Source organism: Filomicrobium insigne (genome assembly GCF_900104305.1).
GTDB lineage: Bacteria > Pseudomonadota > Alphaproteobacteria > Rhizobiales > Hyphomicrobiaceae > Filomicrobium > Filomicrobium insigne.
The window spans coordinates 558,737-574,189 of sequence record NZ_FNJC01000001.1 but is presented as its reverse complement, the minus strand read 5'-3'; the positions used below and the strand labels follow the sequence as shown (position 1 = coordinate 574,189).

Sequence of the window (15,453 nt, the reverse complement as noted above, 5' to 3'; positions counted from 1 at the left end):
AAACAGGTAATCTGGAAGCGCAATGAATCTGACGCCGAGAGAAAAGGACAAGCTGCTGGTCGCAATGGCAGCGATGGTGGCGCGCCGTCGTTTGGAGCGAGGCGTGAAACTGAACCATCCTGAGGCTATCGCGCTCATCACCGACACGGTTGTCGAAGGCGCAAGGGATGGCCGCACAGTAGCTGAGTTGATGCAACTTGGCGCGCAGATTTTGTCAGCGGACCAGGTCATGGATGGCATCGCGGAGATGATCCATGACGTCCAGGTCGAAGCGACATTTCCCGATGGCACCAAGCTCGTCACGGTCCATGATCCAATACGTGGCATGAAGAAGGCCCCATCCGTCGTGCCTGGAGAGATCGTGACACCCGACGGCGAGATCGAGCTCAACAAGGATGCTCCAACAATTACGCTAACCGTCGCGAACACCGGCGATCGGCCGATCCAGGTCGGCAGCCACTACCATTTCTATGAAACAAACCCCGCGCTTGAATTTGATCGGGAACAGGCGCGAGGGATGCGGTTGAACATCGCCGCGGGCACTGCCGTGAGGTTCGAGCCGGGGCAATCGCGTGAAGTTTCGCTGGTGCCGTTTGCGGGCGGACGCGAAGTCTACGGATTCCGTCAATCGGTGATGGGGAAACTTTGATGGCAACCCGTATGTCCCGCAGCGCCTATGCCGACATGTTTGGCCCAACGACAGGCGACAAGGTGCGTCTGGCCGACACCGCACTTTTCGTAGAAGTCGAACAGGATTTCACCATCTACGGCGACGAGGTCAAATTCGGCGGCGGCAAAGTCATTCGCGATGGTATGGGCCAGTCGCAGCGAACGCGAAGCGACGGCGCCGTCGATACGGTCATCACCAACGCGCTCATCATCGATCACTGGGGCATCGTCAAAGCCGACGTCGGCTTGAAGGACGGTTTGATTGATGCGATTGGCAAAGCCGGAAACCCGGATATCCAACCCGGCGTTAAGATCGTCATCGGTCCCGGCACAGAGGTCATCGCCGGCGAAGGTAAGATCCTTACCGCTGGCGGTTTCGACGCGCACATCCACTTCATTTGCCCACAGCAGATCGAAGAAGCCTTGATGTCAGGCGTCACGTCGATGCTCGGGGGTGGCACGGGGCCTGCCACCGGCACGAATGCAACGACGTGTACGCCTGGACCTTGGCACATCAGCCGCATGATTCAGGCAGCCGACGCCTTCCCGATGAATCTCGGATTTGCCGGGAAGGGTAACGCGTCACTGCCCGGAGGTCTCGTAGAACAGGTTGAGGCTGGCGCTTGCGCTCTGAAACTGCACGAAGACTGGGGCACGACACCGGCAGCCATAGACTGCTGTTTGACCGTCGCGGATGACCACGACGTTCAAGTCATGATCCACTCCGATACGCTCAACGAGAGCGGCTTCGTCGAGGATACGATAGCGGCCTTCAAAGGCCGCACCATTCACGCGTTCCATACGGAAGGCGCCGGTGGCGGGCACGCACCGGACATCATGAAGGTAGCGGGACTGAAAAACGTTCTGCCATCCTCAACCAACCCAACCCGGCCGTTCACCGTCAATACACTCGACGAGCATCTCGATATGCTGATGGTGTGCCACCATCTCGACAGTGCAATTCCCGAAGATCTCGCTTTCGCCGAAAGCCGCATCCGCAAGGAGACGATCGCCGCCGAAGACATACTTCATGATCTCGGCGCGCTGTCGATGATGTCGTCCGATAGCCAGGCCATGGGCCGCGTCGGCGAGGTCGTCATGCGCACGTGGCAAACGGCCGACAAAATGAAACGACAGCGTGGCCAGTTGCCCGGAGAAAATGGCAACGACAACGTGCGTGCCAAACGCTACGTCGCCAAATACACGATCAATCCGGCAATCGCGCATGGCGTGTCGCGATATGTTGGTTCCATAGAGATTGGGAAGCTTGCCGATCTCGTCCTCTGGACGCCTGCGTTCTTCGGCGTGAAACCGGACATGGTGATTAAAGGAGGGTCGATAGCAGCTGCCGCGATGGGAGATCCCAATGCGTCGATCCCGACGCCGCAGCCTGTGCACTACCGGCCAATGTTCGCCTCCTATGGAAAATCCCTCGCCAAAAGCGCGTTGACGTTCGTCTCCAAAGCGGCACTCCATCGAGGCATGGCGGGAGAACTAAGCGTTGAGAAACAACTCGTGGCCGTCGAAAACGTCCGCGGTGGAATTTCCAAAGAATGCATGATCCACAACGGCGCGACTCCACACATAGAGATAGATGCCGAAACGTACCGCGTAACTGCAGATGGCGAATTGCTTGTGTGTGAACCCGCCAAGGAGCTGCCGATGGCGCAGCGTTACTTCTTATTCTGAGGGAACTATGATCCGGGCAATTCGACATGAAAGCCAAGGCGCGGACCACGAGCCGGTCGATGATGAGGTGACACTGGATTTCGACCAGCGCCATCGCCGGCGTATGACATTGATGGGAGCTGCTGGACTCGAGTTTCTGCTTGATCTTCCAAAGGCCGAGCGCCTTCGCGGAGGCGACGCACTGATCCTTGATGATGGCAGGCGCGTTCGCGTCAACGCGGCACCCGAGCCGTTGGCCGAGATCGCCGCACCATCTGCGGATGCGCTCGTGCGCATCGCATGGCACCTCGGCAACCGTCACTTGCCGGTGATGCTTGCACCAGGCCGTCTGATCATACGGCAGGATCACGTCATAGAGGACATGGTGCGCGGCCTCGGTGCGACCGTCACTCAAGTAGAGTCACCCTTCGATCCTGAGAGCGGTGCTTATGCGGGTGGTGCGCATGGTCACCACCATCATCATCACGATGAGGGCCACGGCGATCAGCAGGCGTGAGCGGACAGAGGCCGGTCCATGGCCCACCCGGTGGGAGGATGCTTCCATTAACGTGCCTGCGGCGGAGACGTCGCAAGGCCATTCGGCGTTGCCCCTCTTTGCATGGCTGTCTCCGTCCTTCCCGGTGGGCAGTTTCGCATTCAGTCACGGGATGGAATGGGCCGTACATCAAGGGACGGTACGCGATCCGGAAACCACGAGGGCGTGGATTGGCGCACTGTTGACCCATGGATCGCTTCGCAATGACGTCATTTTGGCGAGTTGCGCGTGGTCATCCGTTCGCGCGACGGATGCAGCAGGATTGCGAGAGGCTGCAGAACTGGCGGTGGCGCTTTCTGGGTGCCGAGAGCGCCATTTGGAAACGTCGGCACAAGGTACGGCGTTCGTCACAGCTTTGAAAACAGCATGGATGACGCCGAAGATCGCTTGGGCTCTTGAGGCATTGAGAACGGAAGAGATTGCTTATCCCGTTGCACTCGCGATAGGTGGCGCGGGACATGCGATTGAGCGTCATCCGCTTTTGGAAGCCTTTGCTCTAGCCCTTGTGCAGAATCTCGTGTCTGCTGCGATACGATTGAGTGTCATCGGGCAAAGCGACGGTCAACGCGCAATAGCTTCATTGATGCCGTCCGCGCGCAGGCTTGCTGCTGAAGCGGAAGTCGCAACTCTCGACGATCTGGGCGGTGCCGCGTTTCACTCCGATATCGCCGCCATCAAGCACGAAACACAATACACGAGGCTTTTCCGCTCATGACACAAACGACAAACGGTCCTTTGCGCGTCGGCATAGGCGGCCCTGTCGGATCGGGCAAAACGGCGCTCATGGAAGCGCTCTGCAAAACATTCCGTGACCGTCTCGATATCATCGCGATCACCAATGACATCTACACCAAGGAAGACGCCCTCATCCTGACACGCGCAGCAGCGCTCCCGGCGGAACGTATCATGGGGGTCGAGACCGGCGGCTGTCCGCATACCGCCATCCGTGAGGACTGCTCGTTGAACCTTTCGGCGATTGCCGAGATGTACGCGAAGTTCCCGAACGCGGATATCGTGTTGATCGAATCCGGTGGCGACAATCTCGCGGCGACGTTTTCACCCGAATTGGCTGACCTCACGATTTACGTCATCGACGTTGCCCAAGGTGAGAAGATCCCCCGCAAGGGCGGTCCAGGCATTACGAGGTCCGACTTGCTCGTCATCAACAAAATCGATCTGGCACCACACGTTGGCGCCGATCTCGAAGTGATGGATCGCGACGCCAAAAAGCAGCGCGGCGAACGTCCGTTTGTGTTCACCAACATACGCGACGGCAAAGGCGTCAATGACGTCGCGGCGTTTATTGCGCGCGCGGGCGGTCTGCCTGACGCGTGAAGACTTCAGGTGGGAATTGCTACAAGGGGTGAAGAGATGAAAAGTCACGTGAACAGGATCGTCGTGCTGGGATTCGCCGGATTGCTCGCAACCACGGTTCCGGCATTGGCTCATGTCGGCACCGGCGTCCATGACGGATTCGCGCACGGCTTCATGCATCCGTTCAATGGGCTGGATCATCTGCTTGCGATGGTCGGCGTGGGATTGTTTGCAGCACAGCTTGGTGGCCGGGCGCTGTGGTTGGTGCCATTGGCTTTCGTGTCAATGATGGTTGCCGGAGGTGTCTTGGGCTTCAACGGAATTGGGTTGCCATTCGTTGAACTGGGCATCGTTGCTTCGGTAATTGCTATCGGCGTGCTGCTGGCCTTTGACGTGCGGTTGCCAGTTGCGATCGCCATGGCATTGATCGGTGTCTTTGCCGTGTTTCATGGGTACGCCCACGGGGCTGAGCTTCCTCCGGGCAACGATGCCATGACCTATGTCGGCGGGTTCGTTCTCGCAACCGCGCTATTGCATGTATTCGGCGTCGGTATTGGACTGGCGTTTCACAAATTGCCATCCGCATCGCGCGTATTGGCAGGCCGGGCTATGGGTGGAGCCATGACCGTTGTTGGTTTAGTCCTCCTGTCATAGGGAGCAACAGATTGGCACAGAATGAGAGCGGCCGGATTCTGCATCTTGCAGCCCGGCCGTCTTGTTATCTTTGAACATTGGCAGGATAGACGGCGTTCTCACGCTTGCGCAGATCGTCCGACAATCAAGTCATCCTCCGATGTCGTAGGCTCAGCCGTTTCCCGAGGTCGCCGCGTATCTTGCGTTGTCAACAACGGAGCCTGACGGGTCTGGTTCAAGGAAACAGAAAAGACATCGAGCCTATTATAGTAGCCCGCCATGTCGTGATGTTGCTTGAGCTCCGTGAGATGCGACATGTCAAGGTCGGCGACGACGAGCCCCTCTTCGTCGTCGCGAGATTCAGCGAGCGATGTCCCGGCGGGGGTGACAATCATGGATGCTGGCCGAGACGACCGCCGAAGGAGATCGGCGGATTGCCCGTCCTCCCCGCAAATCGCTGTCACTGTGGCGTCATCGAGAACGCCTGCCGAGACAATAGTGTAGACCTTAGCCTCGAAACAGTGGGCAGCAGCACGGATGCGAATGGCTTCGCGCAAGTCATACGGTGGCGCGGCTGGATCGTCACGGAACGGCCAAACGGTTGGATAGTTGGCGCAATGGATCTGCTCACCTTGCGCCATCAGCACATACCGAGCGAGTGGATTGCCGTTCTCGCCGCAGATCAAGCCGCCAACCTTGCCGAACCCCATATCGACGACCTTGAGACCAGCACCATCGCCGCGATTCCAGGTCAGCTTTTCATAGAACGTCGGCACGAGTTTACGGTGGTGGTTGACGATGTTGCCGTCGCGATTGATCAGGACCGTGCTGTTCCACAAACAACCGGCACTGTAGTTGGCTACCTCGGAGAAGCCGAGCGAGACGGCCACGCCGTGCTTGGCGGCAGAAGCTGCTATGGCGGCGATAGCAGGTCCATCGACTTCCAGCGAGGAGGCCGCAAACCGACGAAAAAGCGCGTGGCCATCAATAGGGCGAAGGAAAGCGTTCCAGATCGGAAAGCCGGGAATGAAGCTTTCCGGGAAGACGAGGAGCTCAACTCCGCGCGATCCTGCTTCCGCGATGAACTTACAGGCCTTCGCGACCCCTGCTTCAGGATCGAACATGACGGAAGCCACGTTCGCTGCGGCCACCTTGACCGAAGTAGCCGACCTGCCGTTGAGGACGTGGGAATTCATTGATGTCTCCATATTGAATGAGGCGCGCGATGCTACAGGTGTCAGCCTGTTTCGACGGCCGTGCGTTCGGAGCTGGCCAAGCGGCGGCGATAGGCAATCCAGAAGATGAGGACTGCGATGCATCCGAGCCCGATCGGCATTAGATGCGTGATGAGGTAAGCAAGGAAGAGCGCCGGTCCACAGATGACGAAAATCGCGCGTTCGATTCGGCTCAGCGAATATCCGAGATCCCCGTAGATCGCGCCGGCCAACATCGCCGTGGCAGCCAGATAAGAGAAAATTGCGACGACGGCTTCAGCTCGGATCTGTTCGGGATCGAGCATGGTCGGCAAGGACACAAAGAGGAAGGGCACGAGCACACATATGCCTCCGAGCTTGATCGACTCTTTGACCGTGCCAGCAAACGACCCGCCGGAAATTCTCACGGCCACGAGTATGCCAACGGCGACCGGTGGCGTGAGAGAGGAAAAGATCGCGAAGTAGAATCCATACATATTCGCAACCAGCGGCGACAGGCCGGCATCGATGAGACCTGGCACCACGACAATCGCGATGAGAGCGTAGGCGGCGGGTGTGGGCAGCCCCATACCGATGATCAAGCAAACCACCATCCCTATCATCAGGGATAGGAATAGAGAGCCATCTGAATAGAGCGTAACGAGGCGGCCCGCCGAAACGCCGAGCCCCGTGGTGCTCAACGATTGGACCGCGAGGCCGATGGCCGAAAGAACGACCGCGAGTTGAACGGCTGTTGCCAGTCCTGTAAGGCCACCGGAGAAAATCTCGGATAGGTTCGGGCGGAAACGCTTCGGCCGGAGTAGTGAAAAGCCAACAACGATGACACACGCCCAGAACCCGGCGAGCGCAGGCGAATAGCGCAAGACGAGCAGGACAATGAGCGTGAGAAATGAGAGTGCGAACGCAGGCAGGGTCCACCACACCATGTCCCAGTTCACGGCCATCCGATCCGTTTTGGGTCGTTCGCACTGACCCACCATGGCATAGACGCCGATGGCGACGGCAGCCATGTAAAGCAACCCGGGAATGAAGCCGGCGATGACGATATCAACGTAGGAAACGCCGAGGTTCACCGCCATGAGAAACGCACCCAGACCCATGATGGGGGGCAGCAACTGACTGCCGGTCGATGCAAGAACCTCAACGGACCCAGCTTCTTCCTTCGTGAAGCCGTTGCGCGCCATCGTCGGTATCGTCATGACGCCGGACAACGCGATGTTGCTTACCGCCTGCCCCGTGACCATTCCGATCAACGCGCTCGCCACGATCGCTGAAAACGCCACCCCGCCCCGCAGTAGGTTGCCGAATGCGGTGCCGATTTCAGCGAACATGTCTATGACACGTGTGCCGTGAAGTAGCCCGCCATAGATCAGCAGAAGAAAGATCATGTCTGCGGATAATGGCATGTACGTCAGGACGCCGCGCGGCCCCCCGATACCGGACAGGAACGTAATGACGACGTTAAGCGGCTGGCGCTGAATTCCAAATGGACTAGGCAACAGGTGACCAGCCAGGAAATAGAGCGACGCCAACAAACAGACGAGCGCAATGATGGCACCCCACCATCTCCAAGCAGCGAGTAGAACGGCGACGATCAGCAGGCTTCCCATAACGAGCGGCACGGCGCCGACGAAGGGTTGCATGATTTCGAGCATCTCAGCGTTGAGATAGAGGTAGCTGCCGGCGCTGACGGCAAAAATCCCGCAGACGATCCCAGATAGAACATCGGCCCAGTTGATCTGTCCTGACTCAGAATGGAGGCCGCGCCGCGCAATCATAAAAGCAGCCAGAACCAGCACGCCGACGAGATGCGACATGTAGTGCTGCATAGCGCCGTGGACGCTCCACCATACGGTGATCATTTGGTAGAGGACGAAGACCGATCCGAACACGGCAATGGCGAAATCGATCGGCACTTTCCTTGCGGTATGGCTTTCTGATTGCGACATTGTGAAGGCCTCGTTCTGAAGGGCACGACTGTGAAAGAAAAAGCTCTTCAACGGCTCTGCGGAACGCGATGCGCCTGATAGGCGTAGACCCGAGCAAACAGGCGCATCGCATGACGAAGAACTTCTAAGAGAGATGATCCAAGTCCAGGGAGCTCGGTCTCACTTCTTGACCAAGCCGGCCTCGACGTATGCCCGCATGGCACCAGGATGGATGCGTTCCGGAGATGTCCGAGCCATGATTGAAATCGTCTCCGGGTCCCAGATTTTGGCGATGGCGCTATATTTGCCGAGGCTCGGACCGGAAGAAATCCAAAGCTTGGCCATTTCATATGCGAGATCGTCGGGAAACGATTTGTGCGCTGTCAGGAGTGTGTAGTTTCCAAAGCTGGTGAACTCGCCAGTCTGGCCCGATAACGTTTTCGCTGGAACTTTGCGAATGGCGAACGGAGCTCCCTTTGAAGAATTGTATTCCTCAATCTTTTCTGCGGGAATGTTGATGTAATGCCATGGCCGGCCAGCGCTCTCCAACGTCTTGAACGGAGCCGCTTCGAGGTTTGATCCGAAATTCAAGCTCGAGTGCACGACGAGCGTACCGATGTCGGAACGTCCATCGAGCATCGCATCTATATTCTGGCCCGGCCCCAAGGCATCGAACGAACGAAGCTTGGGTGTGATCCCCCAGGCGTCGAGCAGCATCCGCTGATGCATGCCCCACTCATTTTGCGTCAGGAGACCTACGGCGACACGTTTGCCAGCCATGTCATCGATCGTCTTGATCTTGTCGTCCAGTGTGACGAACACGTTTGTGCTTTGGCTCATGACGCCAATGACGCGGAAATCTTCAACAACCTTGAGCGGTTCTGGAAAAAATGGCTTTACGCCGTTGGCTGCTGCCCATTCGACCACTTCGCCGGAACCGATGAGCGTGTTCTTCCAAAGCTCGGGAGAGGACGCAAGAAAGCGGACGTTATAAGTGAATCCTGGCGTCTCGACCGCAATCGGTTGGATAGCTTTTGAATAGTCCGGTGCATAATTTTGCATGGTCGCCCAGGCCAAATACGGGCCCGAACCTGCTGGAGACACAAGTATATCAACCTTTGCGGGGTCAGCTTGAGCGGTAGCTACAGTCATAAAGGAAAAAGCAGCAGCGATTGCCGAGCATACCGAGATTCTATTCATAAGCTTTTCCTTAAGATGATTTCAGTTCAACTCGAAAAAAGCGGTAACGCCTAATTTATAAGTCAATTGCTCGCCAGTTGTGCACAGCAACAAGCAAGACAAGTCTTGAATTAGACTACCTGTTCGTGGTCAATTGGGTAAATATTGTTTTACGTTCTAGTGGATAGGAAAAAGCTATGGATGTCTCCATTCGCTTCCTTCGCTATTTCGTTGCGACGGCGGAATGCGGCAGCGTCACGAGCGCCGCCACCAAGCTGAACATCTCCCAGCCGAGTGTGTCAGCTGCCATAGCCCAGCTTGAAGCTGACCTGGACATGCAGCTCCTTGTCAGGCGGCCATCACGGGGCGTCATGCTGACGCCGCAAGGCTCGGAAGTTTTGCGCGCCGCACGGGAGCTCATAGAGCGCGTAGAACAATTCAGGGCGGCCACCGGCGCCGTAAACGTCGAGATGCGAGGCGAACTTTCGATCGCCTGTTTCATCAATTTGGGCGCCACCTATCTTGGCCAGCTCATACGATCCTTCGGAGAAAAGTATCCCAACGTCGACATCCTGTTTCAGGACATCGATCAGCAGGACATTTTCTCAGCTCTGACGAGTGGAAGGGTCGAGCTGGCATTGACATTCGATCTCGATCTGCCGTCAGGTCTCGACGCAACGATCGTTGCGCAGCGACCCGCCATGGCCATTCTGGCAGAGAACGACCCGCTGACGCGTCGCAAGACAGTGACCATGGAAGCTCTGTCGGAACGCCCGTTCGTTTTGATGGATCTGCCGCACACGCGTGACTATTTTCTCTCGCTCTTCACGGCCAAAGGTTTGAGCCCGAATATTCGACATAGGACGCGATCCTTCGAAACGGTCCGCAGTCTCGTCGGAAATGGTCTTGGGGTGTCGATCCTGAATTTGGAGCCGAAAACGCCTATCACCTACGACGGCTGCGCGATTGTCACGCGGCCAATCACGGGATCGCCGAAGCCGTTGCAGGTCGTCATTCTTACGCCTCAGCGCCTGCGTCAGAGACGACTAGCCCAGGCCTTCACCGAGCATATTAGCGATTATTTCTCCGCTCCGTCAGGTAGCCCCGTCCACTGATCATTCTCATCGACTTGCGGCGATGGAACGTCGGAACAGCAAGAGGCTGGTGCCCAGGAATGCTGAACCCAAGATGACGACGGCCAGAAACTGAGGCCAGACTGTTTCGAAGCCTGCCCCGCGAAATATGATGGCCTGCGCATAGGCCATGTAGTGCCGCGAAGGTAGAAGCAACGTCAAAGGCTGCAGCCACTCGGGCTGGCTCTCGATGGGCGTCACGCCGCCTGACAGCATCATCATCGGCATGACGGTCATCAGCAGCAGGAGTGAGAATTGCGCCATGGTGCGCGCGACAGTGCCGAGGAATATGCCGATCGCTGCGGCGGAAAACAGATAGATCGTCGTCCCGAGCAAAAGCAGCGCGCGAGAGCCAGCGATCGGCACGCCAAGGATGTACTCGACAACAACGGCCATCGAAATGGCAAAGGCGATCAGGATCACCAAGCCGTTGGCGAGAACCTTTGCCATTGCGATTTCGAAAGCCGTAAGCGGCATGACGAGCAGGTGTTCAATGGTGCCATGTTCTCGTTCGCGTAACAGGGCAGCCCCCACGAGTGCGATCGTGAGAATCGAGAGTTGGTCGAGGAGCGCGACGACGGACTGAAACCAGATCTGCTCACCGTTGGGGTTGAATGCCCGCCGAGACACAAGGTCGATCATTGATATGCTCGCGGCATCGGAGCGTTGTGCGAAGTTCGCAATTTCCTGAAGAAGGATTGCATAGAGATACGACGCACCGGTCGCTGCCTGCATAACAGCGGTCGCGTCGATGTTGAGTTGGAGTTCAGGCTCCAATCCTTTCGCAATGTCGGCCTCAAATCTTGGTGGGATGACAATCACGAAGGTATAGAGGCTCTCGTCCATGCCTCTATCGATCTCGGCGGCGGAAATGATCTTCGGCGTCTGGAAATAGGGAGGCGTGATTGCGTTGCGCAACTTGCGGGAAAGTGCGGAGTGATCTTCGTCGACGATGGCCACACTCGCGTTGTTGACGGGCTCTTTAAAGCCGCGCGCCCGTTCGATGATGCTCGGGCCAAGCGCCCACACGATTAGTACGATCATGAGGACGTCACGCATAAGACTGCGTATCTCCTTCGTCCCAAGCCAGAAAATGTTGGAGAGCATCTGCACGCGGTCACTTCTCCTGCTTGCGGAGGCCGACGACCGCGATCGCAAGGAACACGGGAACGAACAAAGTGAGTGTCAGGATGTCCGGCAGAAGTTCATGCCACCCCAGGCCCTTCGTGAAGGCGCCGACACTCATGTGCATGTAGTACGTGGTAGGCCAAAGCGTGCCCATGATCCGCGCGCCACCTTCGAGAGAGGAGACCGGCTGCAGAAAACCTGAAAACTGCATCGTCGGCATCATGGTGAGGATTGCCGCAGCAAACACAGCCGCCACTTGGCTTGAGGTGAATGTTGCAATGAGCAAACCGTAGCCAGTCGCTGCAGCGGCATAGATGAGCGCGCCGGCGGCTAGAGCGAAAAAGCTGCCGTGGAGTGGCACATTGAAGATGAAGATCACAACAAACGTCATGATGAGAAAGTTCGCCATCGCAAGCCCGATATAGGGAAGTTGCTTGCCGAGCAGGAATTCCAGCCGCGATGTGGGTGTCACATAGAAATTTGTGATTGTGCCGATCTCTTTCTCTCGCACCACGCTAACGGCCATGAGAATTGCAGGAAACAGAATGAGCAGCATCGCCGGCACCGCGGGGGCTATCGCGTAAATGCTCTCGAACGTGGGATTGTACAAATAGCGCATCTCAATTTCCGCAGGTAAGGCGGCAGTGGCCATTCCCGTCTCATTGATCCTTTGCTTGATGAAAAGGTCATTCACGCTGCTGACGTAGCCGGACATTGTTGACGCGCGAATCGTATTGGCGCCATCGATCCATGCGGACACCTTTGGTCGGCTGCCTCGCTTCAGGTTGCGTCCGAACTGCGGGGGGATTTCGAGCGCAAGGGAGATGGCGTTGCCTGTGAGCCGGGCCTCTAGGTCCTGAATGTTTCGCAAAGGCTTAGCTTCGCGAAAGTAGCGCGATCCCCGAAATTCCTCGATGTAGGCGCGGCTTTCGGGGCTTCGGTCGTGGTCCAATACAGCAAACGTCACGCGATCGACGTCGGTCGTGATGCCATAGCTGAATATGAAAAGAAGAATGGTGCTGCCGATGAAAGCAAACGCCAGCCGCACGGGATCGCGCAAAACCTCCTTAGTTTCGCGCAGACTGTAAGCAAAGAGCCGGCCGAGGCTGAGTGAATGATGGGATGCTGATTGTTCCGTGCCTTGAGGCTCAATAACAGGAAGAGAAGTATCTTGCACCTTCTCGGAAGCCACGCTTTCCTCCGTTGCTCCTTCGCGAAGTGCGCCTTCCATGTAACTGATAAATGCATCTTCCAGGGAAGACGCGCCGCGCATATCGATGAGTTCTTGCGGCGTACCCACAGCAAGGACTTTGCCCGCATGCATGAGCGAGATGCGATCGCACCGCATCGCTTCGTTCATGAAGTGAGTGGAGATGAAAATCGTGACATTGTCCTTCCGGGACAGATCAATCAGGAATTTCCAGAATTCGTCGCGAGCGATCGGGTCAACGCCTGAGGTTGGCTCGTCGAGAATAAGAAGTTCGGGCTCGTGGAGCACAGCAACCGCAAGCGATAGCCGCTGACGAAGGCCAAGGGGAAGACCGCCCGCCAAGTCGTCGATATGCTCGGCCAGGCCGAAGCGGGAAACGAGGTCGCTGATCCGTGCGTTCGCCTTCTCCGTACCGAGATGAAAAAGCCGAGCATGGAGGTCGAGGTTCTGGCGCACGGTCAATTCGCCATAGAGCGAGAACGATTGCGACATGTACCCCACGCGTTTGCGCATGCTGAGACTGCTTGCGTCCATGGGTTCGCCGAACATGAAGGCCGTCCCCGAACTCGGAGGAAGCAACCCCGTCAGCATTTTCATGGTCGTGGTCTTTCCGCAGCCATTTGAGCCGAGAAAGCCAAAGATCTCACCACGGAAAATAGTGAAATCCACGTTGTCTACGGCGACGAAGTTGCCAAATTTTCGCGTAAGACCCTCAGCGCGAATTGCCGGTCCACCATCGTCCACAGTCCGCGGTGGAATGACGATCTTGCCCGTTTCCCGGTTAAGCGATTCCGGAAGAAGACCGACGTAAGCGCCTTCCAAATTATCGCTGCCGGTTCTCTCCATGAGCTGTTGGGGTGTGCCGGAGCCGATCTCGCGCCCATCGTTGATGGCAATAAGCCAGTCGAAAGCCTCTGCTTCGTCCATATAGGCCGTCGAAACCAGCAAACTCATGCTGGTTCGCTCCGCCTTGATGGAAGCAATGAGTTCCCAGAATTGACGGCGCGACAAGGGGTCGACGCCCGTCGTTGGCTCATCGAGGATCATAAAGTCGGGCTCATGGATCAGCGCGCAACACAGCCCGAGCTTCTGTTTCATCCCGCCCGAAAGCTTGCTAGCTGGACGGTCAAGAAAGGGATGCAGTCCGGTCGCACGCGTGACCCGGTCAATGCGTGCTTTGCGCTCTGCCGCCGACAAGTTAAAAAGCCTTCCAAAGAAATGAAGGTTCTCCGCAATGGAAAGATCGCCATAAAGGTTCTTTCCCAGGCCTTGGGGCATGTACGCAATACGGGGGCAAACGGCGTTGCGGTGGGCAGCCTCAGCCATGTTGCCGCTGAGCACGTCCAGATCACCTAGCTGTAATTTCCGCGCGCCGGCAATCAGTCCCATCAGCGTCGACTTGCCGACCCCGTCTGGACCGATAAGACCCACGGTAGCTCCTGCCGGCACGTCAATATCCATGTTATCGAGCGCCAACGTCTTTTTGTAACGGTGCGATAAAGCCCGCGCCCGGGCCACGAGCTCAGGCCCAGTGTCCATGATTACGATCCGCTGACCTTTGGTTCGGGGGGCACAAAGCGCTTTTCAAGCCAAGCGGGCCACGGCGGCGGATTAATCCCGGGCCGGACATATGCAACGCCACGAATGCCCGTTTTCACGACATTAATATGCTCTTCGATGAGCTCCGGCGGGATGCGCACCTTAACTCGAAACATGAGTTTTTCGCGCTCGCTGGACGTCTCAACCTGCTTCGGTGTGAATTGCGCTTCGGGCGATACGAAGGTGACCTTCGCAGGAACCGCGAAGTCGGTGCCATCAACGATGATACGGGCCTCCGAACCGATAGAGAGCCGATAGGCGTCCTCCGCCGGAATAAAGATCTCCATGTAAACGTCGGCGAGATTTACAAGTGTCAGCACCTTGCCGCCAGCCGCCATAACTTCCCCTGGTTCGGCAAGCCGATAGAGCACGCGGCCAAGCGTTGGCGCGACGAGGACGCAGTCATCAATCTGCGTTTTCACCTCTTTCTTGACGGCCACTGCAGCGTCAACTCCACGCTGTTTGGAGACGAGCGTTGCTTGGGCCGCTGTAAGATTGGCTTGCGCAACGTCGCGCGTATTTTTGCGCGTGTCGTAGGCCTCCTGGCTTGCATGCCCTTGCTCCAGCAGTCGGCTGGTGCGGCCGAGCTCCGTCTCTGCAAGTTGGAGCTGCGCCTTCGCTTGGGTGATTTGCGCTTCAGCCTGAGCGACTTGGCTTTGAGCGCTTGCAATATCAGCTTCCGATCGCGCGAGCTGAGCCTGAAGTTGTGAGTCGTCGATCTTCGCGAGGGCATCCCCGGGCTTTACGAGGTCTCCCTCTTGCGCCTGAATGCTTTCCACGCGTCCTGGTATTTTCGTGGAAATATCGACCTGGACAGCTTCGATCCGTCCATTTCCGGAGACGATGCCGGACGGCAGTTGATTACTCCCGCCATGGAAGAACACAAGATATCCAAATAGCCCGGCGAGCCCGAGCACAGCAGCCAAAACTTTAATGTTGAAGCTCATCGGCTCCTCGTAGCTATCCAGCAATAAATAGCCTGACATCGCGGAAACGCAGCATAGTCTATATCGCAAGGGGAGACGCAATCGACCTGTCAAAAGGCGTATGCGGTGTCTTCGTCGGCTCACGCAGTAACGTAGACGGATATTCTCGGTCCGTTATAGCGTCAAAGCTATCTGACTAAATAGGAGATCCCGATGTTTTAGGGATAAATTCTGGACATCGTAATATCCGACAAGATATATCGAATGAGGTGGCGGAGCTTCTATGCATCTGCGGG

At 57.1% G+C, this 15,453-nt stretch carries 13 protein-coding genes; 7 read left to right on the top strand and 6 right to left on the bottom strand.

Annotation, left to right across the window (positions count from 1 at the left end; translation table 11 throughout):
• The first annotated feature begins 22 nt into the window (after positions 1-22).
• From BLS30_RS02550 to BLS30_RS02525, 6 genes are read left to right on the top strand one after another with little or no spacing between them, the layout of a single operon-like run.
• Positions 23-649, top strand: a complete 627-nt coding sequence (locus tag BLS30_RS02550; protein WP_090226367.1) for an urease subunit gamma — start codon at positions 23-25, stop codon at positions 647-649.
• The gene (ureC, locus tag BLS30_RS02545) at positions 649-2,358 is read left to right on the top strand and encodes an urease subunit alpha (protein WP_090226364.1); all 1,710 of its coding nucleotides are present in this window, start codon (positions 649-651) and stop codon (positions 2,356-2,358) included. The genes BLS30_RS02550 and ureC overlap by 1 nt, the downstream gene beginning before the upstream one ends.
• A 7-nt stretch (positions 2,359-2,365) precedes the next feature.
• Positions 2,366-2,854, top strand: coding sequence for an urease accessory protein UreE (gene ureE, locus BLS30_RS02540; RefSeq protein ID WP_090226360.1), 489 nt, complete (start codon positions 2,366-2,368; stop codon positions 2,852-2,854).
• Positions 2,802-3,608: an urease accessory protein UreF gene (locus BLS30_RS02535; protein ID WP_244512347.1), complete on the top strand. Its 807-nt coding sequence runs from the start codon at positions 2,802-2,804 to the stop codon at positions 3,606-3,608. Before ureE ends, BLS30_RS02535 begins: the two co-directional genes overlap by 53 nt.
• The gene (gene ureG, locus BLS30_RS02530) at positions 3,605-4,228 is read left to right on the top strand and encodes an urease accessory protein UreG (protein WP_090226357.1); all 624 of its coding nucleotides are present in this window, start codon (positions 3,605-3,607) and stop codon (positions 4,226-4,228) included. Before BLS30_RS02535 ends, ureG begins: the two co-directional genes overlap by 4 nt.
• Positions 4,229-4,264: 36 nt before the next feature.
• Positions 4,265-4,861 (top strand): HupE/UreJ family protein, encoded by a 597-nt coding sequence (locus tag BLS30_RS02525; protein WP_046477889.1) that lies wholly within the window; start codon positions 4,265-4,267, stop codon positions 4,859-4,861.
• A 98-nt stretch (positions 4,862-4,959) separates the two neighbouring features.
• On the opposite strand, the gene BLS30_RS02520 is transcribed toward BLS30_RS02525, so the two are convergent.
• The 3 genes from BLS30_RS02520 to BLS30_RS02510 all read right to left on the bottom strand — a co-directional run bounded on the left by BLS30_RS02520 (position 4,960) and on the right by BLS30_RS02510 (position 9,182).
• Positions 4,960-6,036, bottom strand: a complete 1,077-nt coding sequence (locus BLS30_RS02520; RefSeq protein ID WP_090226354.1) for a carbon-nitrogen hydrolase family protein — start codon at positions 6,034-6,036, stop codon at positions 4,960-4,962.
• A gap of 41 nt (positions 6,037-6,077) precedes the next feature.
• A complete protein-coding gene (locus tag BLS30_RS02515) occupies positions 6,078-8,003 on the bottom strand; it encodes a TRAP transporter permease (protein WP_046477890.1) in 1,926 nt (641 codons plus the stop codon).
• Between the two features lie 159 nt (positions 8,004-8,162).
• The gene (locus tag BLS30_RS02510; protein ID WP_046477891.1) at positions 8,163-9,182 is read right to left on the bottom strand and encodes a TAXI family TRAP transporter solute-binding subunit; all 1,020 of its coding nucleotides are present in this window, start codon (positions 9,180-9,182) and stop codon (positions 8,163-8,165) included.
• 176 nt (positions 9,183-9,358) lie between these two features.
• Here BLS30_RS02510 and BLS30_RS02505 point away from each other — a divergent pair, with 176 nt between their 5' ends.
• Positions 9,359-10,276 carry a LysR family transcriptional regulator gene (locus BLS30_RS02505; protein WP_046477892.1) on the top strand — a complete coding sequence of 306 codons (918 nt, stop codon included), beginning with the start codon at positions 9,359-9,361 and terminating at the stop codon, positions 10,274-10,276.
• 6 nt (positions 10,277-10,282) lie between these two features.
• On the opposite strand, the gene BLS30_RS02500 is transcribed toward BLS30_RS02505, so the two are convergent.
• The 3 genes from BLS30_RS02500 to BLS30_RS02490 are packed head-to-tail and all read right to left on the bottom strand — an operon-like array spanning position 10,283 to position 15,178.
• Entirely contained in the window at positions 10,283-11,401 is a 1,119-nt protein-coding gene (locus BLS30_RS02500; protein WP_244465062.1) for an ABC transporter permease, read from the bottom strand.
• A gap of 10 nt (positions 11,402-11,411) precedes the next feature.
• Positions 11,412-14,171 carry a ribosome-associated ATPase/putative transporter RbbA gene (rbbA, locus tag BLS30_RS02495; RefSeq protein ID WP_090226351.1) on the bottom strand — a complete coding sequence of 920 codons (2,760 nt, stop codon included), beginning with the start codon at positions 14,169-14,171 and terminating at the stop codon, positions 11,412-11,414.
• A gap of 2 nt (positions 14,172-14,173) precedes the next feature.
• Entirely contained in the window at positions 14,174-15,178 is a 1,005-nt protein-coding gene (locus tag BLS30_RS02490; RefSeq protein ID WP_090227331.1) for an HlyD family secretion protein, read from the bottom strand.
• Between the last annotated feature and the right edge of the window lie 275 nt (positions 15,179-15,453).